The sequence below is a fragment of the Arthrobacter wenxiniae genome (assembly GCF_013376105.1).
Classification (GTDB): Bacteria; Actinomycetota; Actinomycetes; order Actinomycetales; family Micrococcaceae; genus Specibacter; species Specibacter wenxiniae.
In genome coordinates this window covers 25306-40472 of the sequence record NZ_JAAMFM010000002.1, presented here as the reverse complement: position 1 = coordinate 40472, position 15167 = coordinate 25306, and the positions used below count along the sequence as shown (strand labels likewise).

The window sequence follows — 15167 nt, the reverse complement described above, 5'->3', positions numbered from 1 at the left end:
TGAAGGAAGTTTTTAGGATTCGACCTTGATGGCGTCCTTGAGGGGTTCGGCCACGGCCAGGTCAGGGTTGTCCCGGCCCCCGAGCCGTTTCATCATCAGGCCGATGAAGGACGCCTTGCCCTGGGACTTGTTGTAGACGTCGAAGACCACGGCCGCGAGCAGGACCAGGCCCTTGATGATCTGGGACATGTCCGAGCCGACGCCCATGAGGTAGAGCCCGTTGTTCAGCACCGCCATGACCAGGCCGCCGATCATGGAACCCACCACGGTGCCCACGCCACCGGTGACGGCCGCGCCGCCAATGAAGACGGCGGCGATGGCGTCCAGTTCCCAGCCCACGCCGTCGGACGGGCCGGACGCGTTGGAACGGGCGACGAAGATCATGCCTGCGAGGCCGGCCAGGACGGCCATGTTGAGGATGACGAGGAAGTCGGTGCGCTTGCTCTTGACACCGGAGAGGGCTGCGGCGTGGCGGTTGCCGCCGACGGCGTAGACGTGGCGTCCGATGGTGGTGCGGGCGGAGATGAAGCCGTAGCCGAGCACCAGGAAGCCGAGGATGATGCCGGGGACGGGGAAGGACGTGCCGGGCCGGCCGGTGGCGAAGAGGTAGGTGACGTATAGGACCACGGCGCAGAGGACGGCGAGCTTGACGAGGGTCACCCAGAGGGGCTTGACGTCGACGCCGAGGGCCACGGCCTTGCGGCGCCCGCGCAGCTCGCCCCAGATGAGGGCGGCGACGACGATGAAGCCGACGAGCAGGGTCAAGTTGTTGTAGCCGGTGTCCGGACCGATTTCGGGCAGGTAGCCGGCGCCGATGAATTGGAAGTCCGTGGAGACGGGGACGGTGAGCGACTTGCCGAAGTACTGGTTGGCGCCGCGGAAGAGGAGCATGCCGGCGAGGGTCACAATGAAGGCGGGAATGCCGACGTAGGCGACGAAGAAGCCCTGCCAGGCCCCGATGAGCGCGCCCAGGACAAGTCCGACGACGATGCCCATGTACCAGGGCAGTCCCCAGTCGCGCATGGTCAGCGCCACCACGATGCCGACGAACGCGGCGACGGAGCCCACGGAGAGGTCGATGTGGCCGGCGATGATGACCAGCACCATGCCGATGGCCAGGATGAGGATATAGGAGTAGCCGTTGACCAGGTTGATGACGTTGTCCGGGGTGAGAATCACCCCGCCCGTCATGAACTGGAAGAAGACGACCAGGGCGACGAGCGCAAAGATCATCCCGAATTGGCGGGTGTTGCCGCCGAAGAGCTGTTTGATGGCGTTCATGGTGGGGTCCTGTTTCTTCCCTTGGTCTAGGCAGATTTCTTGGCGGCAGTCATGCGTTTCATCAACGATTCCTGGCTGGCCTGGTTCTTGTTCAGCACGCCGGTGATGGCGCCTTCGAAAATGGTGTAGATCCGGTCGGAGATGCCCAGCAGTTCTGGCAGTTCGGAGGAAATGACGATGACACCCTTGCCCTGGTTGGCCAGTGCCTGGATGATTCCGTAGATCTCATACTTGGCGCCGACGTCGATCCCGCGGGTGGGTTCGTCCAGGATGAGCAGGTCCGGGTCGGTGAACATCCACTTGGCGAGCACCACTTTTTGCTGGTTGCCGCCGGAGAGCTTGGAGACGCCCTCATCGACGCTGGGGGTCTTGGTGCGCAGCTGCTTGCGGTACCGTTCAGCCACCGCGTATTCCTTGCCCAGGTCGACGACGGTGTGCTTGGAGATGGCGTCGAGGTTGGCGGAGACGGTGGTGGTCTTGATGTCGTCGAGCAGGTTCAGGCCAAGCGTCTTGCGGTCTTCGGTGACGTAGCCCAGGCCGTGCTTGATGGCCTCGGGGACGTTGCGGAGCGTGATTTCCTTGCCGTCCTTGATGATCTGCCCGGACATGTAGTTGCCGTAGGAGCGCCCGAAGATGGAGCGGGCCAGCTCGGTGCGGCCGGCACCCATCAACCCGGCGAATCCCACGATCTCGCCGCGGCGGACAGTGAAGCTGGAGTTCTTGCAGACCAGCCTGTCCGCGATTTGGGGGTGGCCCACCGTCCAGTTCTTGACCTCGAAGAACACTTCACCGATTTTGGGCGTGTGCTCCGGGAAGCGGGCTCCCAGGGTCCTGCCCACCATGCCCTTGATGATGCGGTCCTCGTCGACGCCGTCGGCCTGGACGTCCAGGGTCTCAATGGTCTTGCCGTCGCGGATGATGGTGATGGAGTCGGAGACCTGCTCGATCTCGTTGAGCTTGTGGGAGATCATGATGCAGCTGATGCCCTTCCCCTTCAGGCCGCGGATCAGGTCCAGGAGGTGCTGGGAATCCGATTCGTTCAGTGCAGCGGTGGGCTCGTCGAGGATGAGCAGCTTGACCGACTTGTTCAGGGCCTTCGCGATTTCCACGAGCTGCTGCTTGCCGACGCCGATCTCCTTGACGGGGGTGTCGGGATCCTCGCTCAGACCGACCCGGGCCATGAGCTCCAGGGTCCGCAGACGGGCCTCGGTCCAGTTGATGATGCCGAACCTGGTGGGCTCGTTGCCGAGGAAGATGTTCTCGGTGATGGACAGCTCGGGGATCAGGGCCAGTTCCTGGTGGATGATCACGATCCCGGCGTGTTCGCTGGCGCGGATGTCCTTGAACTCGCAGACCTCGTTCTGGAAGACTATCTCGCCGTCATAGCTGCCGTATGGGTAGACGCCGGAGAGGACCTTCATGAGCGTTGACTTGCCGGCGCCGTTCTCGCCGCAGATGGAGTGGATCTCGCTGGCGCGCACGGTGATGGAAACATCGGAGAGGGCCTTGACGCCGGGGAATTCCTTGGTGATGGATCGCATCTGAAGAATGATGGGGTTTGCGGTCGGCATGTGCGTATCGCTTTCCAAGACGGACGTCTTTGTCATTGCGCCGCGGCCGCCGGGGAGGTGGTGTGACGCAGTACATCAAAAAAATGGTACTTAGGAGATTCAACCCGGTCGGCGTCTTGTCGTCAACCTTTTAACGCAACGGGATGGTAACGGTTTTACATGTTGTGCAGTGAAGGGCCGTGCTGGAAGACCAGCGACACCGCCCCGAGGGCCTCCGAGCGCGGCCCCAGGGACGACGTCGCCAGGGTGGTGTTTTCCCCTACCACCGGCACGGCATGGCGCAGCAGGCCCCGCCGGATGGGTGCGAGCAAAAGCTCGCCCAGCGATGCGAGCGGGCCGCCGATCACGATGACGTCGGGGCTCATGAGGTTGGAGATGTTGGCGAGTGCGCGCCCCACGGCCGTCCCGGCGTCCTCGAGCACCCGCAGGGTGGTGGAGTCGCCGGACTTGGCGTGGCCGACGATGTCCTCGGCGTCGACCGGGTGGTCCCGGCCGCGGCTCAGGAGCTGGATCATGGTGGCCGTGGAGGCGATGGTTTCCAGGCAGCCGCGGTTCCCGCAGCGGCAGATCAGCCCGGACTCGTTGATGGTGAGGTGGCCGATTTCCCCCGTGACGCCGATGCTGCCGGAATACAGGTCCCCGTTCACGATCAGGCCCGCGCCGATGCCCGTGCCGATCTTGACAAAGACCAGATTGGGCACCGCGGCGTAGGCGCCCCAGGTAATCTGTGCCAGGGCACCGAGATTGGCGTCGTTCTCAATGAACACGGGCAGGTCCAGGGCCGACTTGAGGCGTTCGTGCAGGTTGATGCCGACCCACTCGGGCAGGATGGCACCCTGGATGACCTTGCCCGTCCGCCGGTCGATGGGACCGGGGATGCCGGCGCCGGCGCCCATCAGCATGGAGCGTGCAATTCCCTTTTCCGCGAGCAATTCCTCCAGCAATTGGGTCGCGGCGGCAATGCCCGCCGTGGCGTCGTGGCCGAGCGGCAGCGGGATCTGGCGTTCGGCCACCACCTGGTACGACCTGTTCGCCAGCACCACGCGAAGGTGGCTGCGGCCAAAGTCTATTCCGGCGGCGATGGAACTGTCGCCGATGTAGCGCACCGAGTGCGCGCGGCGCCCGGAGCTGGTGGTGGCCGTCAGGGTGACCAGCCCCGCCTGCTGCATGCTCTTGACGATGTTGGACACCGTTGCGGTGGACAGCCCGGTGAGCCGGGACAGCTCGGCCTGCGTGGCGGGGCCGCCGCGCAGCAGCTGGTCGGTGAGCCGGAGCTGGTTGCGCATGCGCAGGGCCGATTGTGATCCTGGCTTGGCGGGGCCCCCGTCGCTGCGGCCGGTGCTGCCTTCGTCGTCGAACATAAGCACAAGCGTGCCCCATGTCACGCCTTGACGTCAAGAACTTAACGCACCGTGCGACGTTTGTGTTAAGCGCATTCCATCAAGACGGCTCGGCCGTCAGCCGTGGATGGCCTTGTGCCTGCGCGCCAGTTCCACGTAATGGGCGGCATTGCCCTTGACGTGTTCCAGTTCCTCCGCCGTCAGTTCGCGGCGGACCTTGGCCGGGACTCCGGCCGCCAGGGAACCGGGCGGAATCACGGCCCCCTCCAGGACCACGGCGCCGCCCGCCACGAGGGAGCCGGCGCCAATGACGGCCCCGTTCATCACGGTGGCGCCCATGCCGATCAGGCAGTCGTCCTCCACGGTGCAGCCATGCACCACAGCGCCGTGGCCCACGCTGACGCCGTCGCCAATGGTGGTGGGGAAGCCCTTGTCGGCGTGCAGCACCACGTTGTCCTGCAGGTTGGACCCTGCGCCGACGGTGATGGTGGCGGTGTCCCCGCGCACCACCACGCCGTAAAAGGCGCTGGAACCGGCGCCCAGCGAGGCGTCGCCAATGATCGTGGCGGAGGGCGCCACGAAGGCGGATTCATGGACAGACGGCGTGTGTCCGTCGAAGGGGACCAGCTGGTTCATGGGGGCTCCAATTCAGTGCGGGTTGTGAAAGTGACCGGTAGTGCCGATGCTACCCAACGGCTGCCCGACGGGGACCAGGGCAACGGGTAAATCATCCCAAATTCTGCCCCCTGGGGTGGTTTTGGCTCAGCGGCACCGGCCCGGGCGGCGCTACTGTGGAGCAAAGCCATGGAAAGGGAGGGGCCAGAATGCTGCTGGCACTGCTGCAGGCCAATGCCGCGCCGCTGGACGTGGCGGCCAATCTGGAGACCATCCGCAGGGCCGCCCGCGAGGCCGCGGAGGCGGGCGCGGACGTGCTCCTGACGCCGGAACTGTTCCCCCTCGGATATGACCCCCTGCGCATCGGGGCCGAGTTTGACGCTGCGCGGCTGCCCGGCATCAGGGAGGCGCTGGCGGCCCTTGCCCGCAGTTGCGGAATCGGCCTGGTCTACAGCCTCCCCATGCTCGATGGCGGCGCCGGGCTGAACATTTCAGCCACCCTTCTCGACGCGGAGGGCGCCGAGCTGCTCAGCTATGCCAAGGTGCACCTCTTTGGCCCCGACGAGCGCAAGGCCTTTACCGGCGCAACCCGGCCCCCCGGCATCGTGCAGTTCAAGGGCCTGGCCATCTCCCTGGTGATTTGCTACGACGTGGAATTTCCGGAAACGGTGCGCGCCGCGGCCGTGCGTGGGGCAGAGGTGGTGCTGGTCCCCACCGCCCTGGCGCACGGCTTCGACGAGGTCCCGCAGCTGATCCTGCGCGCGCGGGCGCTGGAAAACCACGTGGCGATCGGCTACGCGAACCATTGCGGCACCGAGTCCGGCGTGGCCTTTGGCGGCGGCAGCGTCATCGCCGGACCCGACGGCGCCCTTCTCGCCACGGCGGGCCCGGGGCCGGAGCTGCTCTACGCCCGGCTGGACGCGGACACCATCCGGGCCAGCCGCGCCGAGGTCCCCTACCTGGCCGAGCGCCGCCCGGAGCTCTACCGGGACTGGGAGGGCGGGTAGGTGCGGTGGCCCGGTTGTCCCGGGCCCGGGGCACCTCAAGCCCGCATTGGCTGCACCATCGGGGTCCGGGGGCCGCCACCCGCGGGGTCTCGACGCGCTCGCGGGGCTCGCTGCTCGACCACCGGGGTCCGGTGGGCCGCCATCCACGGGGTCTCGACGCGCTCGCGGGGCTCGCTGCTCGACCACCGGGGTCCGGGGGCCGCCCGCGGGGACTACAGATACTGCAGGGCGATCAACAGGTCGGCGCGGGTCTGGGCGTCGTTGGGGTCGCGCGCCAGCAGCTCGAAGGCCGTGCCGATGTGTCGGCGGACGCTGTTGCGGTGCAGCGACAGCGCCTTGGCCGTGGCGTCCCAGCTGCCGTTGCGGGCCAGCCAGGCGCGCAGCACCTCCACCAGCACGTCCCGGCGTTCGGGCTCCAGCTCCAGCAGCGGCCCTAGGACCTGCCCGGCCAGCATGGTCCCGGCCTCGCGCCCCAGCAGGCCGGTGACGGTCCAGGTCACCGAGTCGACGCGCAGCGTCTGCGCGGTGGACCGGGCCCTGGCGCGCAGCGATCCCGCCCGCTGGTAGGCGGCCGGAAGGTCGTTGGGCTCCACGGGATCGCCGACCACCAGCCGCCAGCCCAGCCGCTCCGCCTCCGCCACGACGGAATCGTCCACCTTCAGCCGGGTCACGGCGGCGAAGCCGTACTCCGTGATCTCCACCAGCTTGGTGTCGAAGGTCCGCCGCCACTGCAGCAGCTCGCGCACGGGGCTGTCGGTGCTCCTCCACTGCGGGGCGTCCACGTTGACACCCTGCACCACCCGCATGGGCGCCGAGCGGGTCGAGGACAGGCTTTGCGCGATGAGGTCCTTGGCCGCCGAAACCTGCCGGGAGGTCCCGCCGGCGAGCGTCTCCGGGTGCAGCAGCAGGGCGGTGGCCAGCTGGCTCGGGGCCAGGGAGCCGCTGGTGCGCTGCCGGGAGAGCAGCTCGAGCAGGCCGACGGCGGCCGAGACAATGTTGTTGTGCGCCGGCGCCAGCCGCTCGGCAGAGCCGATCACCAGCGCGCCCAGGTTGACGTCGCGGCTGCTGCGCAGCGGGTGCCCCACCACAAATTCGGAGCCAGGCGCCGGGTAGCTGTCCACCTCCACGCGCGGCCCCGACCCCTGGAACAGCCGCTCCAGCAGGGGCCCCAGCAGGGCGACGTCGGCCGGGTTGGTCCCTGCGCGCGACCTGACCTTCCCGTCGGCCCCCACCAGCACGGCCCAGCAGGGGACCCGCTGCACCAGCGTGCCCAGGACCTCGTGGTCGGGGCGCGGGGACAGCACCGCGCGCATGAGCAGCCGGTTGGTCTCCGCCAGGCTGCGGAACACCTTGGCGGAGTCGGACTCGAGCAGCTGGGCAAACTGCAGGCCGATCGCGGCGAACGGGACCGACGGCGGCACCTCCACGAGCGTGATCCCGTGCCGCCGGCAGGAGGCCACCAGCGCGGCGGGCACCTCGTCGTGGTACGGGGTCAGGCCAAAGCCCACGGCGCACACGCGCGCCCCGGCCAGCCGCGCCACGTACGCCTCAATCGCGTCGGCCGTGCCGCCGCGCTCCAGCAGGGGGAGCCCGGCGGTGAGGACAAACTCGCCGTCCATCAGGTACGGGGTGGGATCCTCGAGCTCGCTGGGCTCCACCCAGCGCAGGCGTGCGTCCAGGTCCCCCACGTGGCGGATCAGCAGCTCGGAGGGGAGGTCGGCCAGGAACTGCCCGAGCGTGACGGAGCGGAAGCGGGACTCGACTTCCTCGTCGGAGAGCGGCAGGGCGCGCACGCGCCCGGCAGTGCTTCCAAGAGTGCCGCCTCCGCCGGTGCTAGCGGCCATGGGTGTACACCCGCTGCAGCCTCGGGGCGATCCGGTTGATGATCTCGTCGCCGTGGCTGTTGATGGCCGAGCCCCAGTCGTCGGCGCTCGCCGCCCCGGCGGCCGGGTCGCCGAAGAGCAGGGCCGGGTCGCCCACGCGGACCGAGGTTTCGTGGCCCAGGTCCACCATGAACTGGTCCATGCAGACCTTGCCGATCACCGGCACCCGGCGCCCGCCCACCATGACGATCCGCGAGCCGGAGATGCCCTTGGGGATGCCGTCCGCGTAGCCGAGCGGGATCAGGCCGAGGTAGCGGGACTCGTGCGTGATGGCGCGGTGCTCGTAGCTGACGCCCGTGCCGGCCGGGACGTGCTTGACCAGCACCACCGGCGCCGTGACGGAGAGGGCGGGGCGCAGGCCGTGGTCGGCCGGGTCGATGTGCTCGGCGGGGGAGAGGCCGTAGATGGCGAGTCCGGCGCGGACCATGTCGAAGTGGAACTCGGGCCGGGCCAGGATGTTCGCGGAACTGCAGACGTGGCGCAGGGTGGGCGCCAGCCCGGCGTCGTGCGCCTCCCGGACGGCCCGCTCGAACCCGGCGACGGCGGACGTGTTGGCCGGGTGGGCGGGCACGTCGGCCCAGGTCAGGTGCGTCCACACGCCGCGGACGCCCACGTGGCCGGCCAGCTCCGCCGCGCGGGCCGCCGCGACGAGCGCCGGCCAGTCCTCGTGCCGGGCGCCGCCGCGGCTTAGGCCGCTGTCCAGCTCCAGGTGGATGAAGGCGGTGCGGCCCAGGGCGCGCGCCGTGCCGGCCACCACGTCCAGCTGGGCCGGGCTGCCCAGCGAGATGTCAATGTCATGTTCCACCGCCTCGGCAATGGCTCCGCCGGCATTGGTGGCCAGGTAAAGCCACGCGAGGATGGGCGCGGTGATGCCGCTGCGGCGCAGGGCCAGGGCCTCGGACAGCTGGGCCGTGCCGAGCCAGTCGGCGCCCGCGGCCAGCGCCGTGCGCGCCGTCTCCAACAGGCCGTGGCCGTAGGCGTTGCCCTTGACCACGGCCATGAAGTGCGGCGCCCGGGAACGCTCCCGGAGCACGGCCACATTGTGGGCGATGGCCTCCAGGTCCACGCTGACGGTGCCGGTGGTGAGGCCGGACGCATCAACGGCCGGCAGTGCACTTTGTCTCATAAGAAGAGAGTACAGGATGATTTGCACTTTTTGAGACGTGTGTCACAGCCCTATTGTTGAGTCAGGGGGACGCACCGCCTGCGCCCGCAGGACACGAGAAGAATTGGACTGAGGAATGACACTACGTGATCAGCTCGCCCCGCGGTCAAAGGCGACCGCCGGCGGCACGGATGGCGCACCCCAAGGCCGGGGACCCGCCGTCGGACTTGGCACACAGCTCATGCGCCGCAAGCCGCTGGGCCAGATGCTCCACGAGGCCGGCAACGGCACCGACGGCCGGAAGCTGGTGCGCAGCTTCGGCGTGCTGCAGCTGACCATGATCAGCGTGGGCGCCACCTTGGGCACCGGCATCCTGGTGATCCTGGGCGACTCGGTGCCGCTGGCCGGGCCCGCCGTCTTCATCTCCTTCCTCATTGCCGGCGTCGCGGCCCTGCTGTCGGCCGTCTCCTACGCCGAGATGGCCGGCATGGTCCCGGTTTCCGGCTCCAGCTACTCGTACACCTACGCGACGCTGGGCGAGGGCATGGCCTGGATTTGCGGCTGGTGCCTGGTGCTGGAATACGCGGTGTCCGTGGCCGCCGTGGCCGTGGGCGCCGGGCAGTACATCAACGAATCCGTGGCCGGCTTCGGCTGGGCGCTGCCGGACTTCATTTCGCAGCCCCCGGGCTCCGGCGGCTTCCTCAACCTGCCTGCCATGGCCATTGTGCTGCTGGCCATGTTCCTGCTGGTGCGCGGCGCCAAGGAAAGCGCCGTCATTAACACCGTGATCGTCTTCGTGAAGATCGTCATCCTGCTGTTCTTCTGCGCCATCGCGTTCACCGCCTTCCGCGCCGGCAACTTCAGCCCGCTCATGCCGATGGGCGCCGCCGGGGTCTCCGCCGCCGCGTCCCGCGTGTTCTTCTCCTACATCGGCTTCGACGCCGCCTCCACCGCGGGCGAGGAAGCGAAGAACCCGCAGCGCGACCTCCCCCGGGCCATCATGCTCTCCATGCTCATCGTCACCTCGCTGTACGTGCTGGTGGCCGTGGCCGCCGTGGGCGCCCGCCAGTGGACCTGGTTCGCCGGAACGCAGGCCGCCCTGGTGCAGATCCTGCTCGAAATCACCCACCAGCCGTGGATGGGCCTGGTGTTCTCCGTGGGCGCCGTGCTCGCCATCGCCTCCATTGTCCTGACCGTGCTCTACGGCCAGACCCGCATCCTGATGTCCATGTCCCGCGACGGCCTGGTGCCGAAGATCTTCGGCCGGATCTCCGAAAGGCGCGGCACCCCCGTGGCCGGCACGCTGATCGTCGGCATCGCCGTGGCCCTGACCGCCGGGCTCATCCCGCTGGGCGCCCTCGCCGACGCCACCAGCATCGGCACGCTCTTCGCCTTCGCCCTGGTCAACGTCGCCGTGATCCACCTGCGCCGCACGCGTCCCGACCTCAAGCGCAGCTACAAGGTGGCCTTCTACCCGGCCACCCCGATCCTCGGCTCGCTCATGTGCCTCTACCTGATGGTCAACCTGGGCGGCATCACCTGGGTGGTGTTTGTGGCCTGGATGCTGGTGGGGCTGCTGGCCTACTTTGGCTACGGCCGCCGCCACTCCCGCGTCGCCGCCCTCACCGAGGCCGAGTACCGGGAGCTGTCCGCCCGCTCGCTTGAGACCATTGACATGTTCGACGCCGCGTCCCCGGTCCCGGCGGCCGGCTTGCCCCACACGAAGGCCCCCAAGCAATGACCGATGCAATGACCGATGCAATCACCATGCTGAACCCGGACTTCCCGTTCAGCTACGACCACTACCTGGCGCACCCGGCCGGCCTGGGCAGCGTCCCGGCCGCGGTGCACGGCACCGAGGTTGCCGTCATTGGCGGCGGCCTCTCCGGACTGGTCGCCGCCTACGAGCTCATGAAAATGGGGCTCAGGCCCGTCGTCTTTGAGGCGGACCAGCTCGGCGGGCGCCTGCGCACGGCCAGCTTCCCGGGCGCCCCGGACGTCACGGCGGACCTGGGCGGCATGCGCTTCCCGGTCTCGGGCCGGGCGTTCTACCACTATGTGGACCTGCTGGGACTGTCCACGGACGCTTTCCCGAACCCGCTCGCCGAGGCCACCTCCAGCACCGTCATTGAACTGGCGGGGGAGCGGCACTATGCCACCACCGGGGCGGAGCTGCCGGAGTTCTTCCGCGAGGTGGCCGCGGCCTGGAAGGCTGCCGTGAACGACGGCGCCGCGTTCCCGGCCATGCAGGAGGCCATCCGCGCCCGGGACACCGGGCGCATCAAGGAGCTGTGGAACGCCCTGGTTCCGGAGCTGGACGAGGAAACGTTTTATGGCTTCATCGCCGGCTCCGCCGCGTTCAAAAAGGCCGGCTTCGGCCACCGCGAGGCGTTTGGCCAGGTGGGTTTTGGCACCGGCGGCTGGGACACCGACTTCCCCAACTCCATCCTGGAAATCCTGCGCGTGGTCTACACCGACGCGGACGACGGCCACCGGAGCATCTCCGGCGGCGCGCAGAGGCTCCCCGAGGCGCTGTGGCGGGACGCGCCGTCGGGCATGGAATTCTGGCCCGACGGCACCTCGCTGAGCTCGCTGCACGCGGGCTCCCCGCGCGGCGCCGTGGCGAAGATTGCGCGTGCCGGCGACGGCTCGATCGAGATCACCGAGCGGTGGGGGCGTGTGCACCGCTTCGCGGCCGTGGTCAGCACCTGCCAGTCGTGGCTGCTGTCCACGCGCATCAACACGGAGGAATCGCTGTTCGCCGCGCCCATGTGGACGGCCATTGAGCGGTCCCACTACATGCAGTCGTCCAAGACGTTTGTGATGGTGGACCGGCCCTTCTGGAAGGACATCGACCCCGCGACGGGCCGCGAAACCATGTCCATGACGCTCACGGACCGGCTCAACCGCGCCACCTACCTGCTGGACAACGGCCCGGAGAAGCCGGCGGTCATCCTGCTCTCCTACACCTGGAACGACGACGCGCTGAAGTGGCTGGCGCTCACCGCCGAGGAACGCGTGGAGCTGATGCTGCACTCGCTGGCGCAGATCTATCCGGGCGTGGACATCGCCTCCCACATTGTGGGCGCGCCGATCACCGTCTCGTGGGAGGCGGAGCCCAACTTCATGGGCGCCTTCAAGGCCAACCTGCCCGGGCACTACCGCTACCAGCAGCGCCTGTTCACGCACTTTGCCCAGGACGCGCTGCCCGAATCGCAGCGGGGCATCTTCCTGGCCGGCGACGACGTCTCCTGGACCGCGGGCTGGGCCGACGGCGCCGTCACCACCGCGCTGAACGCCGTCTGGGGGGTGGTGCGGCACCTGGGCGGCACCTCGGCGCCGGGCAACCCGGGACCGGGCGAGCTCCTCGACGAGTACGGCCCCCTGTCCCTGGACTGATCCGGCGGTCCCGGGGCCGGTCCGGTCCGGCGTGGCAGGGCGCCGTTATCCCAAGTCGAGGGTGGCGGCTGAGGCGAGTGCGTCCCAGGCGAAGCTGGCGAGCCAGTGGCTGGACATGAACTCGTCCGTCATCACGGCGGCAAGTCCCGCCTCGAGCAGCGGCGGCACGGCAGCCTCCACCACGGCGGCGGCCCGTCCGGCGGTGCCGGCGCGGCGCAGAACCCGGCCGATGCGGATGAGCTGCCCGGCCCGGGTCAGGTTCAGGCCGTTGAGGTGTGCCAGGTAGCCGTCGGATTCATCGGTGACCGCGTAGCTGGCAAGCATCCGCGAATCCGGTGCCAGGTCCGGCAGGAAGGCGGCGAACCAGGAGGCGAACGAGTCGGGACCGAGCACCCGGGCCATGAGGTCGGCCTCGCTCAGCCCCGCGGAGAGGAAGTCCTGGCCGCTCATTTCCCACCCGCCCGGCCAGCCGGCGTCGTGCCTGAACCAGCGCAGCGCCGCCAGCTCGCACACGGCGGCGGCCTGCTCGCGGCCCAGCGCGCGGAAAGCGTCGAGCAAGAGGGCCAGGCCAAAGGCCGCGTTGGTGTGCAGCCCGTGGCGGACGGGGAATTCCGCCTTGTCCGTCCAGCCGGCAACGAGGCCGGCCACGACGTCGACCAGCGGGTCCAGTGCCGCCGCCCACTCCTGGACCTGCGCATCCTCCGAGGCGGCCGCCGTCGTGGCCAGGCGCACCAGCCAGGCCCAGCCGTAGGGGCGCTCCCAGCTCGGGTTGGCCAGCAGGTAGGCGCCCTCTGCGGCCAGGTTTTCCGGCGTCAGGTTGGCCGCAAGCATGGCGCGCAGCTGGGAGTCGTGTCCGGCGTCGAGCCCGTGGCCGATCAGCGTTACGCCGAGCCAGCTCATGTGCACGCAGGAGTGCCAGTCGAAGGACGTGAAAAACGCGGGGTGCAGCTCCTGCGGGCCGGGCCGGTCCGCCGGGGACGTCTCCACGTGGTGGGAGGCGTACGGATACGGCCGGGACAGGTTGTCCAGGACGATCCCGGCATAGTGGTTGGCGAGCACATCCATGCGTGCGGCGCTGTCAAGGGCAGTTGTGGTCATGGCACTCCTTGCGTGGTGAGCTCGAATCTCGACGGGGCGGGTCAGGCGTGGTGGAAGGCCAGGAAGTACATCAGGGCGATGTTGGCGGCCAGCAAGGGCACGCCGGTGGCCACCTGGGCCGTGATGACGCCGTACTTGTTCTTCATTTCCAGCAGCGCGGACGGGACCAGGTTGAAGTTGGCCGCCATGGGAGTGCAGAGCGTGCCGCAGAAGCCGGCCAGCATTCCGATGGCAAACACGATCGCCGGGTTGCCGTGGAAGCCCTGCACCAGCACGGGCCAGCCGATGGCCGCCGTCATGATGGGAAATGCCGCAAAGCCGTTGCCCATGAGCACCGTGAAGATGAACATGCCCACGCAGTACACCACGACGGCGGCAATGAGGGAGCCGCTGGGCAGCACGCCCTTGGCGAGGGTTCCGACGGCGGTGCCCACGCCGGCCTGCGTGAACAGGATGCCCAGGGTGGACAGCATCTGGGGCAGCAGGGCGGCCCAGCCGATGGTCTCCAGGATGCGGCGGCCCTCAAACACCGGGGCCAGCTTGTTCTTCGGGCGCAGGATGGCGACACCGACGACGGCGGCCGCGATGGCCCCGATGCCCAGGGCCACGAGCGTGGTGTGGGTGGGGTCGATGAGGGGCGTGGAGCCGATCTTGAGCACGGGGGCCAGGAGCACGATGATGACCGTCACGACGGGCAGGGTCAGCGCCGGGATGAAGAGCTTGTTGCCGAACTTTCCGGCATGGACGGTGCGTTGTTCCTCGCTGGTGGTCTTGGATCGGCCGTCGCCGAGCAGTCCGGTGCTGGCCAGGGCCACCAGGACCAGGACGGCGATGCCCAGCACCCAGGCCGGGGCGGTCTTCGCCTCGACGGCGGTGCCGTAAAAGAAGCACAGGCCCAGCAGGCCCCAGAAGGCCGAGCTGCCCCAGCGCCTGGGGTGGGTCGCGTCGCGGGCAATCAGGAATGCCCAGCCCACGAACAGCAGGCCAATCAGCCAGTAGATGGATTCGACGTTGATCATGCCATTCCTCCAGCGGGCGAAACGTGTGCTGCGGCGGTTTCCTCGGCGCGGGCTTCCTTGACGGCGGCGTCCAGCGTGCGGTCCAGGCGCAGCAGGCGGAAGCCGTGGATCAGGAAGGCGCAGATGGCGGTGGGAATGGCCCACACGGCCAGCTGCAGCGGCTCCAGGTGGAGTCCGTACGTGGTGTCGACGAAGGTGGTGATCAGCAGGATGGAGCCGACGGCGACGAAGACGTCCTCGCCGAAGAACACGCCAACGTTGTCCGCTGCGGCGCTGTGGCCCTTGATCTTTTCCCGCACCTTGTCCGGAACGGTGCCGTAGCGGCGCAGGGCCGCGCCCTCGGCCATGGGAAAGACGAGCGGGCGGACGGTCTGGGCGTGGCCGCCGATGCTGGTCAACCCCAGGGCGGCGGTGATTTGGCGTATGACAAGGTAGCCCAGGAGAACCCGGCCGGTGGTCAGCCGGGCCAGCTTGGAAATGAGTGCCTTGGCCTGTTCCTGCAGCCCAAACCGTTCGATGAGGCCGATGACGGGAAGCACCACCACGAAGATGGTGACCGAGCGGCTGCTGGAAAATCCTGAGCCAAACGCGTTGAGGATCTCCAGCGGTGACATGCCGCCCAACAGGGCCGTGACGATGCCGGAGATGGTGACTACCAGGAGGGGGTTGAGGCGGATGGCGAAGCCAACGATCACCAACAAGACCCCGATGAGTACGAGCATGGGTTTCCGTTCCTGCCGCGGCCGCTGGGGCGGGCCGCAAATACGGCGGTAGTTGTCCCGGCCGGGCTGGTGCCCCGGGCCGATCAGGACGCCGCCGGAGGTGGCGCCGATCACTGTGAACTACATC

The 15167-nt window shown here is 68.6% G+C and carries 12 protein-coding genes; 3 read left to right on the top strand and 9 right to left on the bottom strand.

Features of this window, described 5'->3' with window-relative positions:
* Nucleotides 1-12 precede the first annotated feature (12 nt).
* The 4 genes from mmsB to G6034_RS01905 all read right to left on the bottom strand — a co-directional run bounded on the left by mmsB (nt 13) and on the right by G6034_RS01905 (nt 4828).
* The gene (mmsB, locus tag G6034_RS01920; protein WP_176633417.1) at nt 13-1281 is read right to left on the bottom strand and encodes a multiple monosaccharide ABC transporter permease; all 1269 of its coding nucleotides are present in this window, start codon (nt 1279-1281) and stop codon (nt 13-15) included.
* Nucleotides 1282-1307: 26 nt separating this feature from the next.
* Entirely contained in the window at nt 1308-2852 is a 1545-nt protein-coding gene (mmsA, locus tag G6034_RS01915) for a multiple monosaccharide ABC transporter ATP-binding protein (RefSeq protein ID WP_176633416.1), read from the bottom strand.
* Nucleotides 2853-3007: 155 nt separating this feature from the next.
* The gene (locus G6034_RS01910) at nt 3008-4213 is read right to left on the bottom strand and encodes an ROK family transcriptional regulator (RefSeq protein WP_176633415.1); all 1206 of its coding nucleotides are present in this window, start codon (nt 4211-4213) and stop codon (nt 3008-3010) included.
* A gap of 96 nt (nt 4214-4309) precedes the next feature.
* Nucleotides 4310-4828 carry a gamma carbonic anhydrase family protein gene (locus G6034_RS01905; protein WP_176633414.1) on the bottom strand — a complete coding sequence of 173 codons (519 nt, stop codon included), beginning with the start codon at nt 4826-4828 and terminating at the stop codon, nt 4310-4312.
* A 188-nt stretch (nt 4829-5016) separates the two neighbouring features.
* Here G6034_RS01905 and G6034_RS01900 point away from each other — a divergent pair, with 188 nt between their 5' ends.
* The gene (locus G6034_RS01900) at nt 5017-5814 is read left to right on the top strand and encodes a nitrilase-related carbon-nitrogen hydrolase (protein WP_176633413.1); all 798 of its coding nucleotides are present in this window, start codon (nt 5017-5019) and stop codon (nt 5812-5814) included.
* 212 nt (nt 5815-6026) lie between these two features.
* Here the strand turns inward: G6034_RS01900 and G6034_RS01895 are convergent, their stop codons facing one another.
* Both G6034_RS01895 and alr read right to left on the bottom strand, forming a co-directional pair.
* Complete coding sequence (locus G6034_RS01895; RefSeq protein ID WP_176633412.1) at nt 6027-7658, bottom strand: PucR family transcriptional regulator; 1632 nt, start codon at nt 7656-7658, stop codon at nt 6027-6029.
* Entirely contained in the window at nt 7648-8823 is a 1176-nt protein-coding gene (gene alr, locus G6034_RS01890) for an alanine racemase (protein WP_218063470.1), read from the bottom strand. Before alr ends, G6034_RS01895 begins: the two co-directional genes overlap by 11 nt.
* Before the next feature lie 220 nt (nt 8824-9043).
* Between alr and G6034_RS01885 the strand changes: the two genes are divergently transcribed.
* Together G6034_RS01885 and G6034_RS01880 are read left to right on the top strand one after the other, a co-directional pair.
* Nucleotides 9044-10543 carry an amino acid permease gene (locus G6034_RS01885; protein ID WP_246295241.1) on the top strand — a complete coding sequence of 500 codons (1500 nt, stop codon included), beginning with the start codon at nt 9044-9046 and terminating at the stop codon, nt 10541-10543.
* An 8-nt stretch (nt 10544-10551) separates the two neighbouring features.
* Entirely contained in the window at nt 10552-12201 is a 1650-nt protein-coding gene (locus G6034_RS01880) for a flavin monoamine oxidase family protein (protein WP_246295224.1), read from the top strand.
* A 45-nt stretch (nt 12202-12246) separates the two neighbouring features.
* Here G6034_RS01880 and G6034_RS01875 read toward each other — a convergent pair whose 3' ends face one another.
* Genes G6034_RS01875 through G6034_RS01865 form a run of 3 tightly spaced genes read right to left on the bottom strand, consistent with a single transcriptional unit; the run spans nt 12247 to nt 15154 of the window.
* Nucleotides 12247-13299, bottom strand: a complete 1053-nt coding sequence (locus G6034_RS01875; protein ID WP_246295223.1) for a DUF2891 family protein — start codon at nt 13297-13299, stop codon at nt 12247-12249.
* Between the two features lie 41 nt (nt 13300-13340).
* Nucleotides 13341-14318 carry a DUF979 domain-containing protein gene (locus tag G6034_RS01870; RefSeq protein ID WP_176633411.1) on the bottom strand — a complete coding sequence of 326 codons (978 nt, stop codon included), beginning with the start codon at nt 14316-14318 and terminating at the stop codon, nt 13341-13343.
* A complete protein-coding gene (locus G6034_RS01865; RefSeq protein ID WP_343037895.1) occupies nt 14315-15154 on the bottom strand; it encodes a DUF969 domain-containing protein in 840 nt (279 codons plus the stop codon). The genes G6034_RS01870 and G6034_RS01865 overlap by 4 nt, the downstream gene beginning before the upstream one ends.
* Nucleotides 15155-15167: the final 13 nt, after the last annotated feature.